This window comes from Cupriavidus campinensis (assembly GCF_905397395.1).
GTDB classification, from domain to species: Bacteria; Pseudomonadota; Gammaproteobacteria; order Burkholderiales; family Burkholderiaceae; genus Cupriavidus; species Cupriavidus campinensis.
In genome coordinates, this window is the sequence record NZ_CAJPVH010000079.1 from 1 (window position 1) to 17,897 (window position 17,897).

Sequence of the window (17,897 nt, forward strand, 5' to 3'; positions counted from 1 at the left end):
GTGCCGGCGGCGGCGCTGCCGGGCACGGCGCTGCTGAGTGACCGTCAGGGCTGGCTGCGGGCCCGGGGGGCGCCGGGACAGGCGGCGTGGCGCGAATCGGACCTGCTGTGCACCGCCGGGCAGGCCGGGGGGCAGCGTCAGTCCGCGGATGCCCGGATCGATACCCCCGTCGATACCCCCGTCGATGGCCTGACCGCCCTGCTGCTGCGCATGGACGCCGAGCCGGTCCGCTTCGTCAAGGGCGGCTTTGTGCATTAGCGGGGAGTTTTCGCACTTTCAGAATCGTCTCAAAGACAGCGGCGGGCGCCGTGCTTACCGTGGGGCTTTCCGTTCCCCCACGAAGCGCCGCGCATGTCCCTTGATGTCCTTCCCGATGAAATCACCCTGCAGGCCGTGTCCGGCCGGACGCTGACGTGGACCGGCCACTACGCCGTGTCCGCCGGCCTGTTCGAGATCCGGCCGCCCCGCATTCCGCGCGACGCGCGCCCTGTATTCGACGAGGATCTCGACTGCATCGTCGGCTACCAGCGCAGCTTTGGCGGCTGCTATCACCTGTACGACCTGAACGGCGACATGACGGCGATCTGGGAGGGGCTGCGGGACACGGTGCCGGTGGAGAAGCGCGACCCCATGCTGGTGGTGGGCGGCCTGTGGGCGGCCAACGTGCGCGGCCTGACCGCGCTGGCCCTGCCCGGCATCGGCTCGGCCATGGCACCGACCACGCTGGCCCTGCTGCGCAAGCGCTTTTCCGGGCTGGCGGCCACGCCGCTGCTGTTCACGGCCACCGCGCACACCACGATGAACGATGCGCACCGCTTCGTGCCGGTGCATATCCTGCGGCTGGCAATGCGCCACGGCGACCGCATCCAGCCGCCGCCCGATGTGCCCGGCGCGGCGCGCTACCTGGCCCGGATGGCAATCCGGCGGCGATCCTGCATGCTGGATGTGGTGACGACCCATGGCAACGCCACGATCGTCCAGTTCGAGTACTGGTCCTACGCGGACACGTTGCCGGCGGCCTGATGCGACTGACCCGCCTGACCCGGCAGCTTGGGCGCCACCGAGTCGATGGCGGCCAGCACGGCCTCCACCGAGGGCGGCTTGCCCTGATCGCCGATCGACACCGACTGCCCCGGCTTCTGCACGCCGAAGTGCCCGCACGAGGTGGCCGTGAAGATCATCACCGTGGGCTTGCCAAGCGCGTCGGCCAGATGCACGAAGCCGGTGTCCATGCCCACGACCAGCGCGGCGGCGTCCAGACGCTGCGCCACCTCGGTGATCGACATGCGCGGCAGCACCTCGGCATCCGGAATCGCGGCGGCCAGCGCGCGGGACTCCTCGTGCTCCTTCTCCGAGCCCCACGGCAGCTGCACGCGGAATCCGCGCGCCGCCAGCGACTGGCCCACCGCAATCCAGTGGGCCTGCGGCCATTTCTTGATCTCGGCGGAGGTGGCATGGAACAGCATCGCGCGTGGCACGCCGTCCGTGTTCAGCGGGGTGGCCGGCGGCGGTATGCGCAGCGCGTTGGTCTCGGCTGCCGGGTAGGTGTAACCGAGCGCGTTGGCTGTCACCAGCCGCATCTTTTCCCGGCAGGTGGCGTCGCCATGCGGGCCGAAGATGTCGGTGTAGGCGAATTCGGCCTTGGCCTCGCCCAGGAATTCGGCGGCGTAGCCAAAGCGGCGCGGCGAGCGTGCCAGCCGGGCGACGATGGCGCTCTTGTAGACGCCGTGCACGTCCACCACGACGTCGTACTTCTCACGGCGCAGCTCCCGCACGGCGCGCAGGATGCCGCGCAGGTCTTTCCACTTCTTGCCGTTCTTCTTGAACTGCCGCAGCGGCGGCGCAATCACCCGGTCCACGCCGATGGCCCAGCGCGGGATGTCCGCGCACGAGGCGTCGGCCACCCAGTCGATGGCGGCGTCGGGGTAGGCGCGGCGCAGGTCGGACACCAGCGGCAGCGTGTGCACCATGTCACCGAGCGAGGTGATCTTGATCAGCAGGATTCGCTTCATGAAATCGGGGGCAGCGGATGGGCGCGCGGGCGAGGATGCCGGCGGCGCGAAGGCGCTAGTATGCCTGAGCCGCCCGGGCTGACGGCTGTCGAACATGTAATCAAAACCCCCTACGCGCCCGGGGCGTCACTGGGCCCGGATGCCGGGCCCCGCCCGGCCTTATTGCCAGACCGAGGCGTCCGGCACCACCGTGGCGAAACGGTCATTCAGCGCCGCCAGCGTGACCCGGTGCAGTTCGGCGGCTGCCAGCGGCTCGCCGCCAAGCGGATCGGGCAGGTCCCGCGTGGCGCAGGCGCTGGCCACCAGCGTGACGCGGTAGCCATGGTCGAGCGCCGAGCGCACGGTGGCGCTGACGCACATATGGGTCTGGAAGCCCGCCACGATCAGTTCCTTGCTACCCAATGCAGCCAACCGCGCGGCCAGCCGGGCGGCCAGCTCGGTGCCGGCGAAGCTGTTCGGCAGTTGCTTGACCACGGTTTCCTCGCCGGGTGCCGGCTGGAGCCCCTCGATGATGGCGGCATACGGGCCCGCCGGGTCGAACGCGCCACCGGCCTTGCCGTGATGCACCACGTGGATCACCGGCGTGCCGTGGGCGCGGGCGCGCGCCAGCAGGTCGGCGCAGGCCGCCACGGCCTCGGGCATGCCGGTCAGCGGCAGCTTGCCATCGATGTATTCGCGCTGATGGTCGATCAGGATCAGCACGGCGGCTTCCCAGGCGGCGGGGGTGCGGCTGGCACCGGCGGCATCGAGCAGCGTGAAGGGCGCGGACATGGGGCGGGTCTCCTTGTAGTTCGGGATACGTGGGTTGGCTATGCACGCAGCGTAGGGCAGGCTATGCTGTGCGCCAATTCGCCACGAACTCACACTCGCTGTGCAAAAAAGCACAATCTCCTGGGACGACCTGCTCACGCTCTCCACGCTGATCCGGGCCGGCAGCTATTCGGCCTGTGCGCGGGAACTGGACATTACCCACGCCACGGCGATCCGCCGCATCCGCCGGCTGGAGGCCGCGCTGGGCAAACCCGTGGCCACGCGCACCGATGGCACCTTTGTGCTGACCAGCGTGGGCCGCAATGCGCTGACGGCGGCGCGGCAGATGGAGCAATCGGCCGACCGCCTGCTGCGCGAGATGGAAGGCGCGACTGCGGGGGTGTCCGGTGTGGTCCGGGTGGCAACCACGGCCGCGCTGGGCAGCGACTACCTGACGCCCCGGCTGCCCTCGCTCTACGCGCAGAACCCCGATATGGAGGTCCGGCTGGAGGTGGACAACCGCGTCACCAGCCTTGCGCGGCGCCGCGCCCATATCGCCGTGCGGCTGAACCGCCCGCACGAGGGCGAACTGGTGGCCCAGCGCGCCGGCACGCTGCGGTTCGGGCTCTATGCCTCCACGCGTGGGCCGGTGGCCGACGACGCGCCGCTGTGCGGCCTGCTCGACGAAGGCTTCACGCTGCCCGAAGTGGCGTGGCCGCAGTCGCTCGGCCGGCCGTTCGCGTTCCAGTCCAACAGCCTGCTTGCGGTGCGTGCCGCCGTACGCGCGGGGCTCGGCATCGCCCTGCTGCCCCACTTCCTCGCCCACGACGATCCGGCGCTGCAACGGGTGCGCGAGGTGCCCGAGGTCGAGCGCGAGATCTGGCTCGCCTACCCCGCCGAATTCCGGGGCGCCTCGCGCTTCCGGCCCGTGATCGACTGGCTGGCGGACACCCTCGCCGACTGCCCTTAACGCCACAGCGCGCACCCCGCCCGCGGTCTCTTGTTGCATCGGCACGACCCACGCGGCGCATGCGCCACCTCGTGTGGGACGCCGCACCAGATTCCCGACATGGCCGCCCGGCGCAGCCCTGCGGTCTGCTACGCTACGAATCGGCTGCCTGCCAAGGGGCGGGGGTTATGGATCACAGCCCGGCAGCCGATAAAAACGGGTTCAGTGCAAATACCAAGAAGAGATTCATGCGGCACTCCTTGAAGTACCGGATGGCGATCGCCGCAGCCGGCGTGGTCACGCTCATTCTCGTGACGCGCGCTTGCTACGCCCAGTTCTATGCCTATGAAAGCCTGAGGACGCTGCTTCAGGCGCAGCAGGACACGCTGGTCAAACTGGTCGCCGGCCAACTCGACGAAAAACTCGAATCCCGCGAAGTGGTGCTGCGCCGCCTCGCGCGCACCTTGTCGCCCCATCTGGACGCAACCCCGCGCCAGCAGTCGGCCATTGCCGCCGACACCGTGGACATGCCCGAAAGCTTCAACGCCGTGTTCCTGGCCCGCCCGGACGGCACGCTCGCCTTCAGCACCGCCGTGCCGGAAGGCGTGAAGATGACCGTGGGCGAGCGCGACTACTTCCGCGCCATCGAGCGCGGCGCCTCGTTCGCCGTATCGGACCTGCTCCAGGGCAAGCACAGCGCGGCGCCGGGCGTCATCCTCGCCGTGCCGATGCACGATGCGGCCGGTGACCTGCGCGCCGTGGTGGGCGGCGTGCTGAACCTGTCGGCCAGCAACTTTCTGCGCGAACTGGCACACAGCCGCGTGGGCGTGACTGGCTACTACTGCCTCGTCTCCGCCGGCGCCAATCCGCGCTACGCGCTGCACCCCGAGGCGGACCGCGTGCTGGCGCCAGCCCGGGCCATCGGCGAGACATGCGGCGCCGAGCAGCCCGAGTCCGACTGGGAAGTCCTCTGGCCGACCCAGCCCATCGTGTCGCGCTACCTGCTCTCGTCCAATGGCTGGGAGGTGGTGGCCGTGCTGCCAGCCGAGGAAGCCTATGCCCCGCTGATCGACGTGCGCAAGCGCACGCTGGTGATCGGCCTTATTTCGTTGCTGATTACCGCCGCGATGATGTGGCTGGTGATTCGCCGCCTGCTCGCCCCGCTCGAGCACCTGCATCGCACGGTGCGCCAACTGGCGATGCAGCCCGCCGCCGTCTCGGACCTGCCGGTACGGCGCGACGACGAGATCGGCGAACTGGCCGGATCGTTCGCCGAGGTGCTGCACCAGCTTTCCGAGCGCGAGGCGGCGCTGAAGGCCGCCAAGGACCGCGCCGCCGCCAGCGAGAAGCGGATCGAGGCGATTGCCAACCATGTGCCGGACTTCGTGGCGTTCATCGACGTCAACGAGCGCTTTGCCTTCGTGAACCAGGCCTACGCGCGCCACTTCGGCCTGCCCGCCGACCAGGTGGCCGGGCTGTCGCTGCGCGAACTGTGGGGCACGCCCGAGTATGTGGCGAATGCGCCCTATCTCGAGGAGGCCCGCAGCGGCCGCGTGGTCACCTTCACGCGCGAAGCGGCCGACGGGCTGGCGTGGGAGGTGACCTACCAGCCGGCGTGGAACGACGCCCAGGACACGGTATCCGGCCTGCACATGTTCGCCCGCGACGTGACCGGGGAGCGCCAGAAGCTGCGCTCGCTGGAGGCGCAGACGCTGTCCGACCACCTGACCGGCCTGCTCAACCGCAAGGGCTTCGACCGCCGGCTCAACGAGACCATGGCCCGCGCCGATGCGGGTGGCCACCGCGCGGCGCTGCTGCTGGTGGACCTGGACGACTTCAAGGCGGTGAACGACACCTACGGCCATCCGGTGGGCGACCGCCTGCTGGTGTCCTTCGCCGAACGGCTCGCCACCTGCGTGCGCAAGGGCGACGCGGTGGCCCGCATCGGCGGCGACGAATTCGCCATCATCCTGGACAACGTGTCGAACCCGGCCACCGTGGAGCGGATCGCCCAGGCCGTGGTGCAGGCCGCGCTGCGGCCCTTCCCCGTGGACGGCCTCACGCTCGTCTCCACCGCCAGCGTGGGCAGCGCCATCCATCGCCCAGACACCGGTTCGTCGGTCAGCGAACTGTTCATGCGCGCCGACATGGCGCTCTACGAAGCCAAGCGCCACGGCAAGGCCCGCCATGCGGCGCCGAACTGCGCGCCGGTGGGTGCCCCAACCTCCCCGGCCGGCGCGATGTCCGGAACCTGAAACGGAACGGTGGCGCCCCAACCGCTGGCGCCACCGTCCCTTCCCCTTACCGATTCACCGGTGCATCACCGCACGCGGCCTTCCTTCCACGCCTGGAGCAGCTTGTCATAGGCGATGGTTTCGCCCTTCGGCTTCTCGTTGTCCAGCTTCTTCCAGGGCGCGTGCTCGGTGCTCAGCCACTTGGCCGGGTCGCTCTTGGGGTTCAGCTTGGGCGCGCAGTTGGTCATGCCGGCGCGCTGGAGGCGCGCCATCACCTGGTCCATCTCCTCGGCCAGGTTGTCCATGGCCGCCTGCGGCGTCTTCTCGCCCGTCACCGCCGTGGCCACGTTCTTCCACCAGAGCTGGGCCAGCTTCGGGTAGTCGGGCACGTTGGTCCCCGTGGGCGTCCAGGCCACGCGGGCCGGGCTGCGATAGAACTCGATCAGGCCGCCGTACTTGGCCGCGTTCTTGGTCAGGTAGTCGGTGTTGATGTCGCTCTCGCGGATAAAGGTCAGGCCCATCAGCGACTTCTTCAGCGAGACCGACTTGGCCGTCACGAACTGGGCGTAGAGCCACGCGCCCGCCAGGCGGTTGGGGTCGGTGTTCTTGAAGAAAGTCCAGGAGCCCACGTCCTGGTAGCCGTTCTGCATGCCCTGCTTCCAGTACGGGCCGTACGGCGACGGCGCCATGCGCCACTTGGGCGAGCCATCGGCATTGACCACCGGCAGGCCCTTCTTGGTCATGTCCGCCGTGAAGGCCGTGTACCAGAAGATCTGCTGGGCCACCTGGCCCTGCGCGGGCACCGGGCCGGCTTCGGAGAAGGTCATGCCCATGGCCTGCTGCGGCGCGAACTTCTTCATCCAGTCGATGTACTTGGCCAGCGCGTAGACCGCCGCCGGGCTGTTGGTAGCGCCGCCACGCGAGACCGAGGCGCCTACCGGCGTGCACTTGTCCTCCGCCACGCGGATGCCCCACTCGTCCACCGGCATGCCGTTGGGCAGGCCCTTGTCGGCGGTGCCGGCCATCGACAGCCACGCGTCCGTGAAGCGCCAGCCCAGCGAGGGGTCTTTCTTGCCGTAGTCCATGTGGCCGTAGACCTTCTTGCCGTCCAGTTCCTTCACATCGTTGGTGAAGAAGTTGGCGATGTCCTCGTAGGCCGACCAGTTGGTCGGCACGCCGAGGTCATAGCCGTACTTGGCCTTGAACTTGTCCTGCAGGTCCTTGCGGGCGAACCAGTCGGCGCGGAACCAGTACAGGTTGGCGAACTGCTGGTCGGGCAGCTGGTACAGCTTGCCGTCCGGCGCCGTGGTGAACTTGGTGCCGATGAAGTCCTTCACGTCCAGGCCGGGATTGGTGAATTCCTTGCCGGCGCCGTTCATATAGTCGGTCAGCGGCAGGATCGCGCCATAGCGGTAGTGGGTGCCGATCAGGTCGGAATCGGAGATCCAGCCGTCGTAGATGGACTTGCCGGACTGCATCGACGTCTGGAGCTTCTCCACCACATCGCCTTCCTGGATCAGGTCGTGGTTGACCTTGATGCCGGTGATTTCCTCGAACGCCTTGGCCAGCGTCTTGGACTCGTATTCATGGGTGGTGATGGTTTCCGATACCACGTTGATCTGCGTCACCCCCTTGGCCTTGAGCTTGGCGGCGGCGTCGATGAACCACTTCATCTCGGCCATCTGCTTGTCCTTGGCCAGCGACGACGGCTGGAATTCGTTGTCTACCCACTTCTTCGCGGCGGCCTCGTCGGCTCGTGCCCCGCCGCATGCCAGCGTGGCCGCTATGGCCAGGGCCGACATCCCCAACTTCACGTGCACTTTCATCAGTGTCTCCTATTGGAATAATGGAATGATGGAACGGCAACGACTGCGCGCGCCGGCGGGCGTCAGCCACGGCGCATGACCACAAGCAGCACCACGGCCGCGATGGCCGCACTGATCCAGATCGACGGTTCCTCCGCCAGCCCGAACCAGGTCTGCATCTTCTCGCCCAGCCCTACCCAGGCCAGGTTGATCCACGCGGCGAACATCAGCCCGATGAACAGCCGGTCGCCGCGCGTGGTGGCAATCGGCAGGAAGCCCTTGCGCATGACCGTGGGGGAGCGGGCCTCCCAGACCGTCATGCCGATCAGCATCACCACCACCAGCGCGAAGAACACCGCCACCGGGGTGGTCCAGACCATCCAGCTCAACATGTGACGAACTCCTCTCTTTGGCCCGGCCCGCTACACGCGGCCCATGGCGAAGCCCTTGGCGATGTAGTGCCGCACGAACCAGATCACGATGGCGCCCGGCACGATGGTCAGCACGCCGGCGGCGGCCAGCACGCCCCAGTCCATGCCGGAGGCGGACACCGTGCGGGTCATGGTGGCGACGATCGGCTTGGCATTGACCGAGGTCAAGGTGCGCGCCAGCAGCAGCTCCACCCAGCTGAACATGAAGCAGAAGAACGCCGCCACGCCCACCCCGGCCTTGATCAGCGGCAGGAAGATGGTCAGGAAGAAGCGCGGGAACGAGTAGCCGTCCACATAGGCGGTCTCGTCGATCTCGCGCGGCACGCCGGACATGAAGCCTTCCAGGATCCAGACCGCCAGCGGCACGTTGAAGACCAGGTGCGCCAGCGCCACGCCGAGGTGGGTGTCCATCAGCCCGATGGTGGTGTAGAGCTGGAAGAACGGCAGCAGGAACACCGCGGGGGGCGTCATGCGGTTGGTCAGCAGCCAGAAGAACACGTGCTTGTCGCCGATGAACTGGTAGCGCGAGAACGCGTAGGCCGCCGGCAGCGCCACGCTGATCGAGATCACCGTGTTCAGGGCGACGTAGATCAGCGAGTTGATGTAGCCGGAGTACCAGGAGGCATCGGTGAAGATGGTGCGGTAGTGCTCGAGCGTGAACGAGGCCGGCCAGAGCGACAGCGTGGTCAGGATCTCCTCGTTGGTCTTGAACGACATGTTGACCATCCAGTAGATCGGCACGATGGCAAACAGCAGGTAGACCACAAGAAACACCGGCCGCCATGCGCCGGCCCGGTTGCTGGCGTGTTGACTAGCCATGAGGCACCTCCTCCCCGCCGGACGTGCCGGCGCGCTGCATCCAGTTATAGAGGATGAAACAGGTCAGCAGGATGATCAGGAAATAGACAATCGAGAATGCCGCCGCCGGCCCGAGGTCGAACTGGCCCACCGCCTTCTGGGTCAGGTACTGGGAGAGGAAGGTAGTGGCGTTGCCCGGCCCGCCGCCGGTCAGCACGAAGGGCTCGGTGTAGATCATGAAGCTGTCCATGAAGCGCAGCAGCACGGCAATCATCAGCACGCCGCGCAGCTTGGGCAGCTGGATGTAGCGGAACACGGCGAAGCGGGAGGCCCCGTCGATCTGGGCGGCCTGGTAGTAGGCGTCCGGAATCGCGCGCAGCCCGGCGTAGCAGAGCAGCGCCACCAGCGGGGTCCAGTGCCAGACATCCATCACCAGCACCGTGACCCAGGCATCCACCGCGCTGCCCGTGTAGTTATAGTCGAATCCCATCGCCTCCAGGGTGGCGCCGAGCAGGCCGATGTCGGTGCGGCCGAAGATCTGCCAGATCGTGCCGACCACGTTCCACGGAATCAGCAGCGACAGCGCGATGATGACCAGCACCGCCGAGGCCCGCCAGCCCTTGGCCGGCATGGCCAGCGCCAGCAGGATGCCGAGCGGGATCTCCACCAGCAGCACGGCCAGCGAGAAGCCAAGCTGGCGGATCAGGGCGTCGTGCAGTTCGGCGTCGCGCAGCACGGTGCGGAACCATTCCGTGCCGACGAACACGCGCCGCTCCGGCGAGATGATGTCCTGCACCGAATAATTGACGATGGTCATCAGCGGCAGGATGGCGGAGAACGCCACGCACAGCACCACGGGCAGCACCAGCAGCCAGGCCTTCTGGTTGACGGGCTTCATTGGACCAGTTCCTCGTTGATATAGAAGCAGGTGTGGCGGTTGAACACCGAGAGCCACGCCGTGTCCCCGGGGGCCAGGCTGGCCGCCTCGGTGCCGAGCCGGGCGCGCAGGGTGCCGCCAGCCTGCTCGCCCTCCCCCGCCACCGTGCCGGTCACGAGCCAGTACGTGCCGATGTCCTGCGCGCGCGTCACGCGCATCGGCATGGCCTGCGGGTCGTCGGGAGCGGCCAGTTGCAGGTACTCGGGCCGCACGCCCACCTTGAAGGCGCCAGCGCCTGCCAGCGCGGCGGCGATGCCCGCCGGCAGCTCCGGCATATAGCGGCGCCCGGCCACCTCGATGGCGCCGTTGTGCCACGTGCCCGGCAGGAAGTTCATGCCCGGCGAGCCGATGAAATTGCCGACGAAGGTATGCGCGGGCCGCTCGAACAGCGCATCGGCGGCGCCCACCTGCACCGCCTTGCCGCGCGACATCACCACCACCTGGTCGGCGAAAGTCAGCGCCTCGGTCTGGTCGTGTGTCACGTAGATCAGCGTCAGCCGGAATTCGTGGTGGATTTCCTTGAGCTTGCGCCGCAACTGCCATTTCAGGTGCGGATCGATCACGGTCAGCGGCTCGTCGAACAGGATCGCCGAGACGTCCTGCCGCACCAGCCCGCGCCCGAGCGAGATCTTCTGCTTGGCGTCCGCCGCCAGCCCGCTCGCGCGGCGGTCCAGCGAGGCCGAGAGGTCTAGCATTTCGGCGATTTTTCCGACCCGCTCCTTGACCTGGGCCGCCGGCACGCCGCGATTGCGCAGCGGAAAGGCCAGGTTCTCGCCGACGGTCATCGTGTCGTAGATCACCGGAAACTGGAACACCTGGGCGATGTTGCGCGCCTGTGGCGTGGCGGCGGTCACATCGCGGCCGTCGAACTGGATCGTGCCCTGCGAGGGCCGCAGCAGGCCGGAGACGCAGTTCAGCAGCGTGGTCTTGCCGCAGCCGGACGGCCCGAGCAGCGCGTAGGCGCCGCCATCCTCGAAGGTGAAGCGCAGCGGCAGCAGCGCGTAGTCCTCATCGGTCTTCGGTTCGGCGACGTAGGAATGGGCGAGGTCGAGGTCGATCCTGGCCATCTCAGCCACCCGTCTCGGAGATGGGCGTGCTGACCACATCGGCCAGCGCGCCGGGCCGTTGGGGCGCGTGGATGCGCAGGCCGGCGGCGTCGAACAGGTAGAGATGGGCCGGCTCCAGATGCAGGGAGAGCGGCGCGCCGAGTTGGAGGTCGAGCACCCCGGCGAACTGGGCGACGAGGTTGCCCATCGCCGTATCGAGGTGGACGAAGGTGTCGGAGCCGGACAGTTCGGCCAGCGCCACCTTGCCCGGCACGGCCACCGCACCGGGCACGGCGGCCAGCCGCAGGGCGGCGGCGCGCACGCCCACGGTGACCGGGCCATCGGGCGCCTGCACCTCGGGGAGCGGAATCACGATGTTCCCGGCCAGCGTCACACGGCCCGCTTCCAGCCGGCCTGCGACGAGGTTCATCGGCGGATCGCTGAAAGCCCGCGCCACGCGCAGCGAGGCGGGATAGTGGAAGACCTCGGGAGTCGGGCCGTACTGGAGCAGCTCGCCGGCATCGAGCACCGCCGTGTAGCCGCCGAGCAGCAGCGCCTCGGCCGGCTCGGTGGTGGCGTAGATGACGGTGGCGTCGCCATGGGCGAAGAGCTGGGTCAGTTCCTCGCGCAATTCCTCGCGCAGCTTGTAGTCAAGGTTGACCAGCGGTTCGTCCAGCAGCATCAACGGCGCGTTCTTGGCCAGCGCCCGGGCCAGCGCCACGCGTTGCTGCTGGCCGCCGGACAGTTCCGCCGGGTAGCGCGCCAGCAGGTGGTCGATGCGCAGCCGGCCGGCTATCGCGCGGACCTGGGTGTCCAGCGCCGGCCCGCGCACGTTGCGCAGCCGCAGGGGCGAGGCGATGTTGTCGAAAACGGTGAGCGAGGGGTAGTTGATGAACTGCTGGTAGACCATCGAGACATTGCGCTCGCGCACCGGCACGCCGGTCACGTCGGCCCCGTCGGCCAGCACCCGGCCCGCGCTGGGCTTGTCCAGCCCCGCCATGACCCGCATCAGCGAGGTCTTGCCCGCCTGGGTGGCCCCAAGGAGTATGGTCACGGCCCCGCGCACAGGCGCCAGTGACATCGGATAAAGATAGGCTTGCGATCCCACCTGCTGCGCAACGCCGTCCAGGCTCAGTTGCATCCGGTCTCCATCGGTTCGATTCGTGTTCGAACTGCATTGATGTGCTTGCTCGATCACAATAAGAACCGTGACCGAGGGGCACTATTCATGGCATCCCGCTCGTTTTAGCAAATAAACGAACACAAAACAATCGTGCAGTGCATCATTTGTTTTCGTTTGTGTTTGAACTAGAATGCGGCACATGACGCTCAATCCCCGCCAGACCGCCCTGCTCGAGGAAGTCCGCAACCAGGGCTTTGCCTCCATCGACGAACTCGCGCGCAAGTTCGGCGTGACGCTGCAAACCGTGCGGCGCGATGTGAATCTGCTGGCGGAAAACGGCATGCTCGCGCGTTTTCATGGCGGCGTGCGGATGGATGGGTCCACCACCGAGAACATCGCCTACCGGCAGCGGCAGGTGCTGCATGCCGAGGGCAAGGTGCGCATCGCGCGGGCCGTGGCGGCGGCGGTGCCGGAGGGCTGCTCGCTGATCCTGAACATCGGCACCACGGTGGAGGAAATTGCCCGCGCGCTGATCCATCATCGCGGGCTGCGCGTCATCACCAACAACCTGCACGTGGCCAATATCCTGGCCGACAACCCCGATTGCGAGGTCATCGTGGCCGGCGGCGTGCTGCGCTCGCGCGACCGGGGCATCATCGGCGAGGCCACGGTGGAGTTCATCCGCCAGTTCAAGGTCGATATCGGCCTGATCGGCATCTCGGGCATCGAGACCGACGGCACGCTGCGTGACTACGATTTCCGCGAGGTGAAGGTGGCGCGCACGATCATGGAACACTCGCGCGAGGTGTGGCTGGCGGCGGATGCCAGCAAGTTCAACCGTCAGGCGATGGTGGAACTGGCACCGCTCTCCAGCATCGACCGCCTGTTCACGGACGAGCCGCTCCGGCCGCCGTTCGTGCAGATGCTGGCGGACAGTGGAGTGAATTGTGTGGTGGCGGACGGGGAATGAGGCGGGGGGTGGGGCGGGGGGGGGGGTGGGCCGCCCCCCCCCCCCCCCCCCCCCCCCCGGCCCCTCTCCCGGAGGGAGAGGGAAGAATCCCGTTTACTTGAAGACGACGGTCTTGTGGCCGTTCACCAGGATGCGGTGTTCGGCGTGCCACTTGACGGCGCGGGCCAGGGCCACACATTCCACGTCGCGGCCCACGGCGGTCAGCTGCTCGGGGTCCATGCTGTGGTCCACGCGCTCGATTTCCTGCTCGATGATCGGGCCTTCGTCAAGGTCGGCCGTCACGTAGTGCGCGGTGGCGCCGATCAGCTTCACGCCACGGTCGTGCGCCTGGTAGTACGGCTTGGCGCCCTTGAAGCTCGGCAGGAAGGAGTGATGGATGTTGATCGCGCGGCCGGCCAGCTTGCGGCACAGGTCGTCGGACAGCACCTGCATGTAGCGCGCCAGCACCACCAGATCGATGTTCTGGTCGCGCACCACCTCGAACACGCGCGCTTCCTGCGCGGCCTTCTGCTCGGCGGACGCGTTCATCAGCGGCAGGTGGAAGAACGGCACGTCGTACGACGCGGCCAGCTGGTAGAAGTCACGATGGTTCGAGACGATCGCGGCGATCTCCACCGGCAGGCCACCGGCCTTGGCACGGAACAGCAGGTCGTTCAGGCAGTGGCCGATCTTGGACACCATGATCATCACGCGCGGCTTCGCGGTGGCGTCGAACACCTCCCACTGCATGCCGAACTGGTCACCGACCGGCGCGAAGGCCTGGCGCAGCGTGGCGAGGTCCGGGCCGCCGGCAGCGGGCATGAAATGCACGCGCATGAAGAAACGGCCCGTGAATTCGTCGCCGTACTGGTCAGAATCGACAATATTGCAGCCGTGCTGGAACAGCAGGCCGGAAACGGCATGAACAATGCCCGGCTGGTCCGGGCACGAGAGGGTAAGGATAAATCCGGTGGCGCTCATCGTAAGCAAGGGCAAATCGTAATGTGGCAGGCCGGCACCGTGATGCGCAGCGAGGCTGGCGCGGGTCAGGCTGGGGGCGCGCTGGGCGTCCAGCCGCGCCGGATAAGCGTATCCAGCGTCACGAGCGTGGCATCCACGGTCATGGCGCGGTCCGCCATGATAGCAAGCAATGCGCCCGGCTCGATACGCCGGTGCTCGGCCACCTCCCCGTCGCGGTTCACCGGCACGAAGTCCGGCGGCAGCGTCAGGTCATATATGTATACGTGCTCCCACTGCACGCCCTCGGGGATTTCGCGCAGTACCTCGATCACGCCGTGGGGCGCGGCCCGGCCCGCCAGGTCGGGCGGAATGCCGGATTCCTCGTCGCATTCCCGGATCAGCGTTTCGAGCGGATGGCTGCCATGGGGCATGCCGCCGGCCACGAGGTTGTCCCACATGCCGGGGTCGACCGATTTGCTCTCGCTGCGGCGCGAAATCCACATCGCGCGCTCGCCGGCGATGATCCCGTTCATGTGCGAAGCGAAGGTCAGCAGCCCGAGGAAGCGCGCCGCGGCGCGCTCCACCACGGCGAACGCCGGCGCGGCGAGAGCCGGGGTGACCGCGAACAACTCGTTGCGCCAGCCGCGCACGTGGCCGGCGTCGGCCAGCTGCCGCGCCAGCGTGGCCAGCGCGGCGCTGCGGGTCTCGAAGGTGGTGCAGGCCGGGAGCAGCGTCACGGCGTCCGGCTCGGCAGGCGGGCCATCGCCCAGCATGCCGGGGATGCGCCGCAGGACGTCCGCATGCACGCGGGGCATCCACCCCACCTGCTGGCCGGCCACGGCCAGCCGCAAGTGGGCGGCGGGCTCGAACGGGCTGCGCGCGGTCACGCCGGCGCGCACCACACTCACGATTTCTGACGGTTGGAACAAGGATTCGGCCATGGCAGCGATGTCTGGCCGGCAAACCCGGCCGCAATTCAATTCCGGATGGAACGCATGACCCCGACGCCTTCATCGCAGCAGCCCCAGTACGTGCTGGCCCTCGACCAGGGCACCAGCAGCTCGCGCGCCATCCTGTTCGATCACGCCGGCAATGTGGTGCGGATCGCCCAGCGCGAGTTCCGGCAATATTATCCGCATCCCGGGCACGTCGAGCACGATCCCTATGAAATCTGGCAGTCGCAGCTGGCCGTGGCCCACGAGGTATTGGGCGATGCCGGCGTCAGCGGCACCCAGATCCGCGCCATCGGCATCACCAACCAGCGCGAGACCACCGTGCTGTGGGACCGCAAGACCGGCGAGCCGGTGGGCCGCGCGCTGGTCTGGCAGGACCGCCGCACCGCGCCGATGTGCGAGGCGCTGCAGGCCGCCGGCCACGGCGACACCTTCCAGCAGAAGACCGGCCTGATCATCGACGCCTATTTCTCGGGCACCAAGCTGCGCTGGATGCTCGATCACTACGAAGGCGCCCGCGCCCGCGCCGAACGCGGCGAGCTGGCCTTCGGCACCGTCGATAGCTGGCTGATCTGGCAGTTGACCGATGGCAAGCGCCACGTGACCGATGTGTCGAATGCATCACGCACGCTGCTGTTCAACATCCACAATTTCCGCTGGGACGACGAACTGCTCGGCCTGCTCGACATTCCGCGCAGCCTGCTGCCCGACGTGGTGCCCTCCAGCGGCGAGGTGGCGCGCACCGCGGCCCGGCTGTTCGGCACCGAGATCCCCATCGCCGGCATCGCCGGAGACCAGCAGGCGGCTACTTTCGGCCAGGTCTGCTTCTCGCCCGGCATGGCAAAGAACACCTACGGCACCGGCTGCTTCATCCTGATGAATGCCGGGAGCCAGCCCGTGACCTCGCACAACCGGCTGCTGACGACAATTGGCTGGCAGATCGGCAACGACACGCAATATTGCCTCGAAGGCGGCGTGTTCATGGGCGGCGCCACGATCCAGTGGCTGCGCGACGGCCTGAAGCTGATCCAGAGCGCGCCCGAGGTAGAACCGCTCGCGCGCCAGTGCGAGGACACCGGCGGCGTGGTGCTGGTGCCGGCCTTTGCCGGGCTCGGCGCGCCGCACTGGGACCCGTTCGCGCGCGGCACCATCGTCGGCATCACGCGCGGCACGGGCGGGCCGCATATCGCCCGGGCCGCGCTGGAATCGATCGCCCTGCAAAGCGTGGATGTGCTGGACGCGATGCAGAAGGACGCCGGCATTGCGCTGGCCGAGCTGCGGGTGGATGGCGGCGCCTCGCGCAGCGACCTGCTGATGCAGATGCAGGCCGATCTGCTCGGCACGCCGGTCGTGCGCCCGCGCGTGACCGAGACCACCGCGCTGGGCGCCGCCTATCTGGCGGGGCTGGCGACCGGCTACTGGGCCGATACCGAGGAAATTGCGCGCCAGTGGCAGGTGGAGCACCGCTTCGAGCCGCGCCTCTCTGCCGATGAGCGCGGGCAACGGCTGGCCCGCTGGCACCGCGCCGTGGACCGCGCCCGCGACTGGGCGCGCGATGACGCCCCATCCGCCTGACCGCCCTAACCATCGTCAAATTTCGTTGAAATTCGATTTGCACCGAACCACCATGCCCACACCCGTCACCCCCATCCAGCCACCCTCGCGCGCCGCCCTGCTCGATACCCTGCGGCGCGAGGCCCGCTGGGACGTCATCGTCATCGGCGGCGGCGCCACCGGGCTCGGCACGGCCGTGGACGCCGCGTCGCGCGGCTATCGCACCCTGCTGCTGGAGGCGGCCGACTTCGCCAAGGGCACATCAAGCAAGGCCACCAAGCTCGTGCACGGCGGCGTGCGCTACCTGGCCCAGGGCAACATCAGTCTGGTACGCGAGGCGCTGCACGAGCGTGGCCTGCTGGCCCGCAACGCGCCGCACCTGGTCTGGCCGCTGGGCTTCGTGGTGCCGGCCTACCAGATGTTCGACCAGCCGTTCTACGGCATCGGCCTCAAGGTGTACGACATGCTGGCGGGCAGCCTGAACCTGTCCGGCAGCCGCTGGCTGAACCATCGGGAGACGCTGGAGGCCGCGCCCACGCTGGCCGAACACGTCGGCGGACGGCCGCTGCGCGGCGGCAACCTCTACTTCGACGGCCAGTTCGACGATGCACGGCTGGCCGTGGCGCTGATGCGCACGCTGTTCGACGTGGGCGGCACGGCGGTCAACTACATGCGCGTGACCGGGCTCTCGCAGAAAAACGGCGTGATCACCGGCGTGACCGCGCAGGATGCCCTCGCCGGCGAAGGCGAAGGCGGCGAGACCTTCCCGCTGCGCGCGGACTGCGTGATCAATGCCACGGGGGTGTGGGTCGATGCGGTGCGGCAGATGGAGGACGGGCAGGCGCGGACCATGGTGGCGCCGAGCCAGGGCGTGCACCTGACCATCCCGCGCAGCTTCCTGCCCGGCGACCGGGCGATCCTGATTCCGAAGACCGATGACGGCCGGGTGCTGTTCGTCGTGCCCTGGAACGGCCACACCATCGTCGGCACCACCGACACGCCGCGCCACGACCTGCCGCTGGAGCCCCGCGCGGGCGCCGACGACGTCGATTTCATCCTGGAGACGGCGGCACGCTACTTGTCCCGCGACCCCACGCGCGCCGACGTGACCAGCGTCTGGGCCGGGCTGCGGCCGCTGGTCAAGGCGACTGGCGAGGCGTCCACCGCGTCGCTGTCGCGCGAACATACGATTTTGGTGTCGAAGGCGGGCCTGATCACGGTCACCGGCGGCAAGTGGACCACCTATCGCAAGATGGCCGAGGATGTGGTGGAAACGGCGATCCAGCGCCAGCTGCTGCGCGCGGCGCCGTGCCGCACGGCCGATCTGCCGCTGCATGGCGCCGCCGGCCTGCCGGCGGACCTGCCCGCGCCGGGCTCCGGGTCGCCAGACCGCTAC

The 17,897-nt window shown here is 68.2% G+C and carries 16 protein-coding genes and 1 pseudogene; 7 read left to right on the forward strand and 10 right to left on the reverse strand.

All coding sequences use genetic code 11. The features are described from left to right. Together KHO18_RS25925 and KHO18_RS25930 are read left to right on the forward strand one after the other, a co-directional pair. Positions 1 to 258: pseudogene (locus KHO18_RS25925) on the forward strand (c-type cytochrome); the annotation flags it as partial. Between the two features lie 93 nt (positions 259 to 351). Next, positions 352 to 1,023, forward strand: a complete 672-nt coding sequence (locus KHO18_RS25930) for a hypothetical protein (RefSeq protein ID WP_244845098.1) — start codon at positions 352 to 354, stop codon at positions 1,021 to 1,023. Here KHO18_RS25930 and waaC read toward each other — a convergent pair. Both waaC and KHO18_RS25940 read right to left on the reverse strand, forming a co-directional pair. Beyond that, on the reverse strand, positions 996 to 2,012 hold the full coding sequence (waaC, locus tag KHO18_RS25935; protein WP_211944140.1) for a lipopolysaccharide heptosyltransferase I: 1,017 nt from the start codon (positions 2,010 to 2,012) through the stop codon (positions 996 to 998). The genes KHO18_RS25930 and waaC overlap by 28 nt on opposite strands. A 159-nt stretch (positions 2,013 to 2,171) precedes the next feature. Next, positions 2,172 to 2,783 carry a cysteine hydrolase family protein gene (locus KHO18_RS25940; protein ID WP_144201817.1) on the reverse strand — a complete coding sequence of 204 codons (612 nt, stop codon included), beginning with the start codon at positions 2,781 to 2,783 and terminating at the stop codon, positions 2,172 to 2,174. A gap of 100 nt (positions 2,784 to 2,883) precedes the next feature. Here KHO18_RS25940 and KHO18_RS25945 point away from each other — a divergent pair, with 100 nt between their 5' ends. After that, complete coding sequence (locus KHO18_RS25945; RefSeq protein WP_144201819.1) at positions 2,884 to 3,732, forward strand: LysR family transcriptional regulator; 849 nt, start codon at positions 2,884 to 2,886, stop codon at positions 3,730 to 3,732. A 227-nt stretch (positions 3,733 to 3,959) separates the two neighbouring features. Further along, a complete protein-coding gene (locus KHO18_RS25950; protein ID WP_244845100.1) occupies positions 3,960 to 5,966 on the forward strand; it encodes a sensor domain-containing diguanylate cyclase in 2,007 nt (668 codons plus the stop codon). Positions 5,967 to 6,031: 65 nt separating this feature from the next. On the opposite strand, the gene KHO18_RS25955 is transcribed toward KHO18_RS25950, so the two are convergent. From KHO18_RS25955 to KHO18_RS25980, 6 genes are all read right to left on the reverse strand, one after another. Further along, positions 6,032 to 7,759, reverse strand: coding sequence for an ABC transporter substrate-binding protein (locus tag KHO18_RS25955; RefSeq protein ID WP_211944144.1), 1,728 nt, complete (start codon positions 7,757 to 7,759; stop codon positions 6,032 to 6,034). 74 nt (positions 7,760 to 7,833) lie between these two features. After that, positions 7,834 to 8,142 (reverse strand): DUF2160 domain-containing protein, encoded by a 309-nt coding sequence (locus KHO18_RS25960; protein WP_149135621.1) that lies wholly within the window; start codon positions 8,140 to 8,142, stop codon positions 7,834 to 7,836. Between the two features lie 30 nt (positions 8,143 to 8,172). Further along, a complete protein-coding gene (locus KHO18_RS25965; RefSeq protein ID WP_092289866.1) occupies positions 8,173 to 9,000 on the reverse strand; it encodes a carbohydrate ABC transporter permease in 828 nt (275 codons plus the stop codon). Beyond that, positions 8,993 to 9,877 carry a carbohydrate ABC transporter permease gene (locus tag KHO18_RS25970; protein ID WP_144201823.1) on the reverse strand — a complete coding sequence of 295 codons (885 nt, stop codon included), beginning with the start codon at positions 9,875 to 9,877 and terminating at the stop codon, positions 8,993 to 8,995. Before KHO18_RS25970 ends, KHO18_RS25965 begins: the two co-directional genes overlap by 8 nt. Further along, complete coding sequence (locus tag KHO18_RS25975; protein ID WP_144201825.1) at positions 9,874 to 10,983, reverse strand: ABC transporter ATP-binding protein; 1,110 nt, start codon at positions 10,981 to 10,983, stop codon at positions 9,874 to 9,876. The genes KHO18_RS25970 and KHO18_RS25975 overlap by 4 nt, the downstream gene beginning before the upstream one ends. A 1-nt stretch (position 10,984) precedes the next feature. Further along, positions 10,985 to 12,103 (reverse strand): ABC transporter ATP-binding protein, encoded by a 1,119-nt coding sequence (locus KHO18_RS25980; RefSeq protein ID WP_144201827.1) that lies wholly within the window; start codon positions 12,101 to 12,103, stop codon positions 10,985 to 10,987. Between the two features lie 181 nt (positions 12,104 to 12,284). On the opposite strand from KHO18_RS25980, the gene KHO18_RS25985 reads away from it, so the two are divergent. After that, the gene (locus KHO18_RS25985; protein WP_186296958.1) at positions 12,285 to 13,055 is read left to right on the forward strand and encodes a DeoR/GlpR family DNA-binding transcription regulator; all 771 of its coding nucleotides are present in this window, start codon (positions 12,285 to 12,287) and stop codon (positions 13,053 to 13,055) included. Between the two features lie 93 nt (positions 13,056 to 13,148). Here the strand turns inward: KHO18_RS25985 and purU are convergent, their stop codons facing one another. Next, the gene (gene purU, locus KHO18_RS25990; protein ID WP_144201831.1) at positions 13,149 to 14,015 is read right to left on the reverse strand and encodes a formyltetrahydrofolate deformylase; all 867 of its coding nucleotides are present in this window, start codon (positions 14,013 to 14,015) and stop codon (positions 13,149 to 13,151) included. 65 nt (positions 14,016 to 14,080) lie between these two features. Beyond that, complete coding sequence (locus KHO18_RS25995; protein ID WP_211944141.1) at positions 14,081 to 14,935, reverse strand: NUDIX hydrolase; 855 nt, start codon at positions 14,933 to 14,935, stop codon at positions 14,081 to 14,083. A 54-nt stretch (positions 14,936 to 14,989) separates the two neighbouring features. Here KHO18_RS25995 and glpK point away from each other — a divergent pair, with 54 nt between their 5' ends. Both glpK and KHO18_RS26005 read left to right on the forward strand, forming a co-directional pair. Then, a complete protein-coding gene (glpK, locus tag KHO18_RS26000) occupies positions 14,990 to 16,522 on the forward strand; it encodes a glycerol kinase GlpK (RefSeq protein ID WP_377731721.1) in 1,533 nt (510 codons plus the stop codon). Positions 16,523 to 16,574: 52 nt separating this feature from the next. Next, positions 16,575 to 17,897, forward strand: a 1,323-nt coding sequence (locus tag KHO18_RS26005; protein ID WP_211944142.1) for a glycerol-3-phosphate dehydrogenase/oxidase, incomplete at its 3' end; no start/stop codon positions are given.

Bases quoted from the DNA above. Each gene is read 5' to 3' on its own strand.
- KHO18_RS25930 (WP_244845098.1), top strand. From the start codon at position 352: ATGTCCCTTGATGTCCTTCCCGATGAAATCACCCTGCAGGCCGTGTCC.
- purU (WP_144201831.1), bottom strand. From the start codon at position 14,015: ATGAGCGCCACCGGATTTATCCTTACCCTCTCGTGCCCGGACCAGCCG.
- KHO18_RS25975 (WP_144201825.1), bottom strand. From the start codon at position 10,983: ATGGCCAGGATCGACCTCGACCTCGCCCATTCCTACGTCGCCGAACCG.
- KHO18_RS25965 (WP_092289866.1), bottom strand. From the start codon at position 9,000: ATGGCTAGTCAACACGCCAGCAACCGGGCCGGCGCATGGCGGCCGGTG.
- KHO18_RS25960 (WP_149135621.1), bottom strand. From the start codon at position 8,142: ATGTTGAGCTGGATGGTCTGGACCACCCCGGTGGCGGTGTTCTTCGCG.
- glpK (WP_377731721.1), top strand. From the start codon at position 14,990: ATGACCCCGACGCCTTCATCGCAGCAGCCCCAGTACGTGCTGGCCCTC.
- KHO18_RS25950 (WP_244845100.1), top strand. From the start codon at position 3,960: ATGCGGCACTCCTTGAAGTACCGGATGGCGATCGCCGCAGCCGGCGTG.
- KHO18_RS25940 (WP_144201817.1), bottom strand. From the start codon at position 2,783: ATGTCCGCGCCCTTCACGCTGCTCGATGCCGCCGGTGCCAGCCGCACC.
- KHO18_RS25980 (WP_144201827.1), bottom strand. From the start codon at position 12,103: ATGCAACTGAGCCTGGACGGCGTTGCGCAGCAGGTGGGATCGCAAGCC.
- KHO18_RS25985 (WP_186296958.1), top strand. From the start codon at position 12,285: ATGACGCTCAATCCCCGCCAGACCGCCCTGCTCGAGGAAGTCCGCAAC.
- waaC (WP_211944140.1), bottom strand. From the start codon at position 2,012: ATGAAGCGAATCCTGCTGATCAAGATCACCTCGCTCGGTGACATGGTG.
- KHO18_RS25995 (WP_211944141.1), bottom strand. From the start codon at position 14,935: ATGGCCGAATCCTTGTTCCAACCGTCAGAAATCGTGAGTGTGGTGCGC.
- KHO18_RS25970 (WP_144201823.1), bottom strand. From the start codon at position 9,877: ATGAAGCCCGTCAACCAGAAGGCCTGGCTGCTGGTGCTGCCCGTGGTG.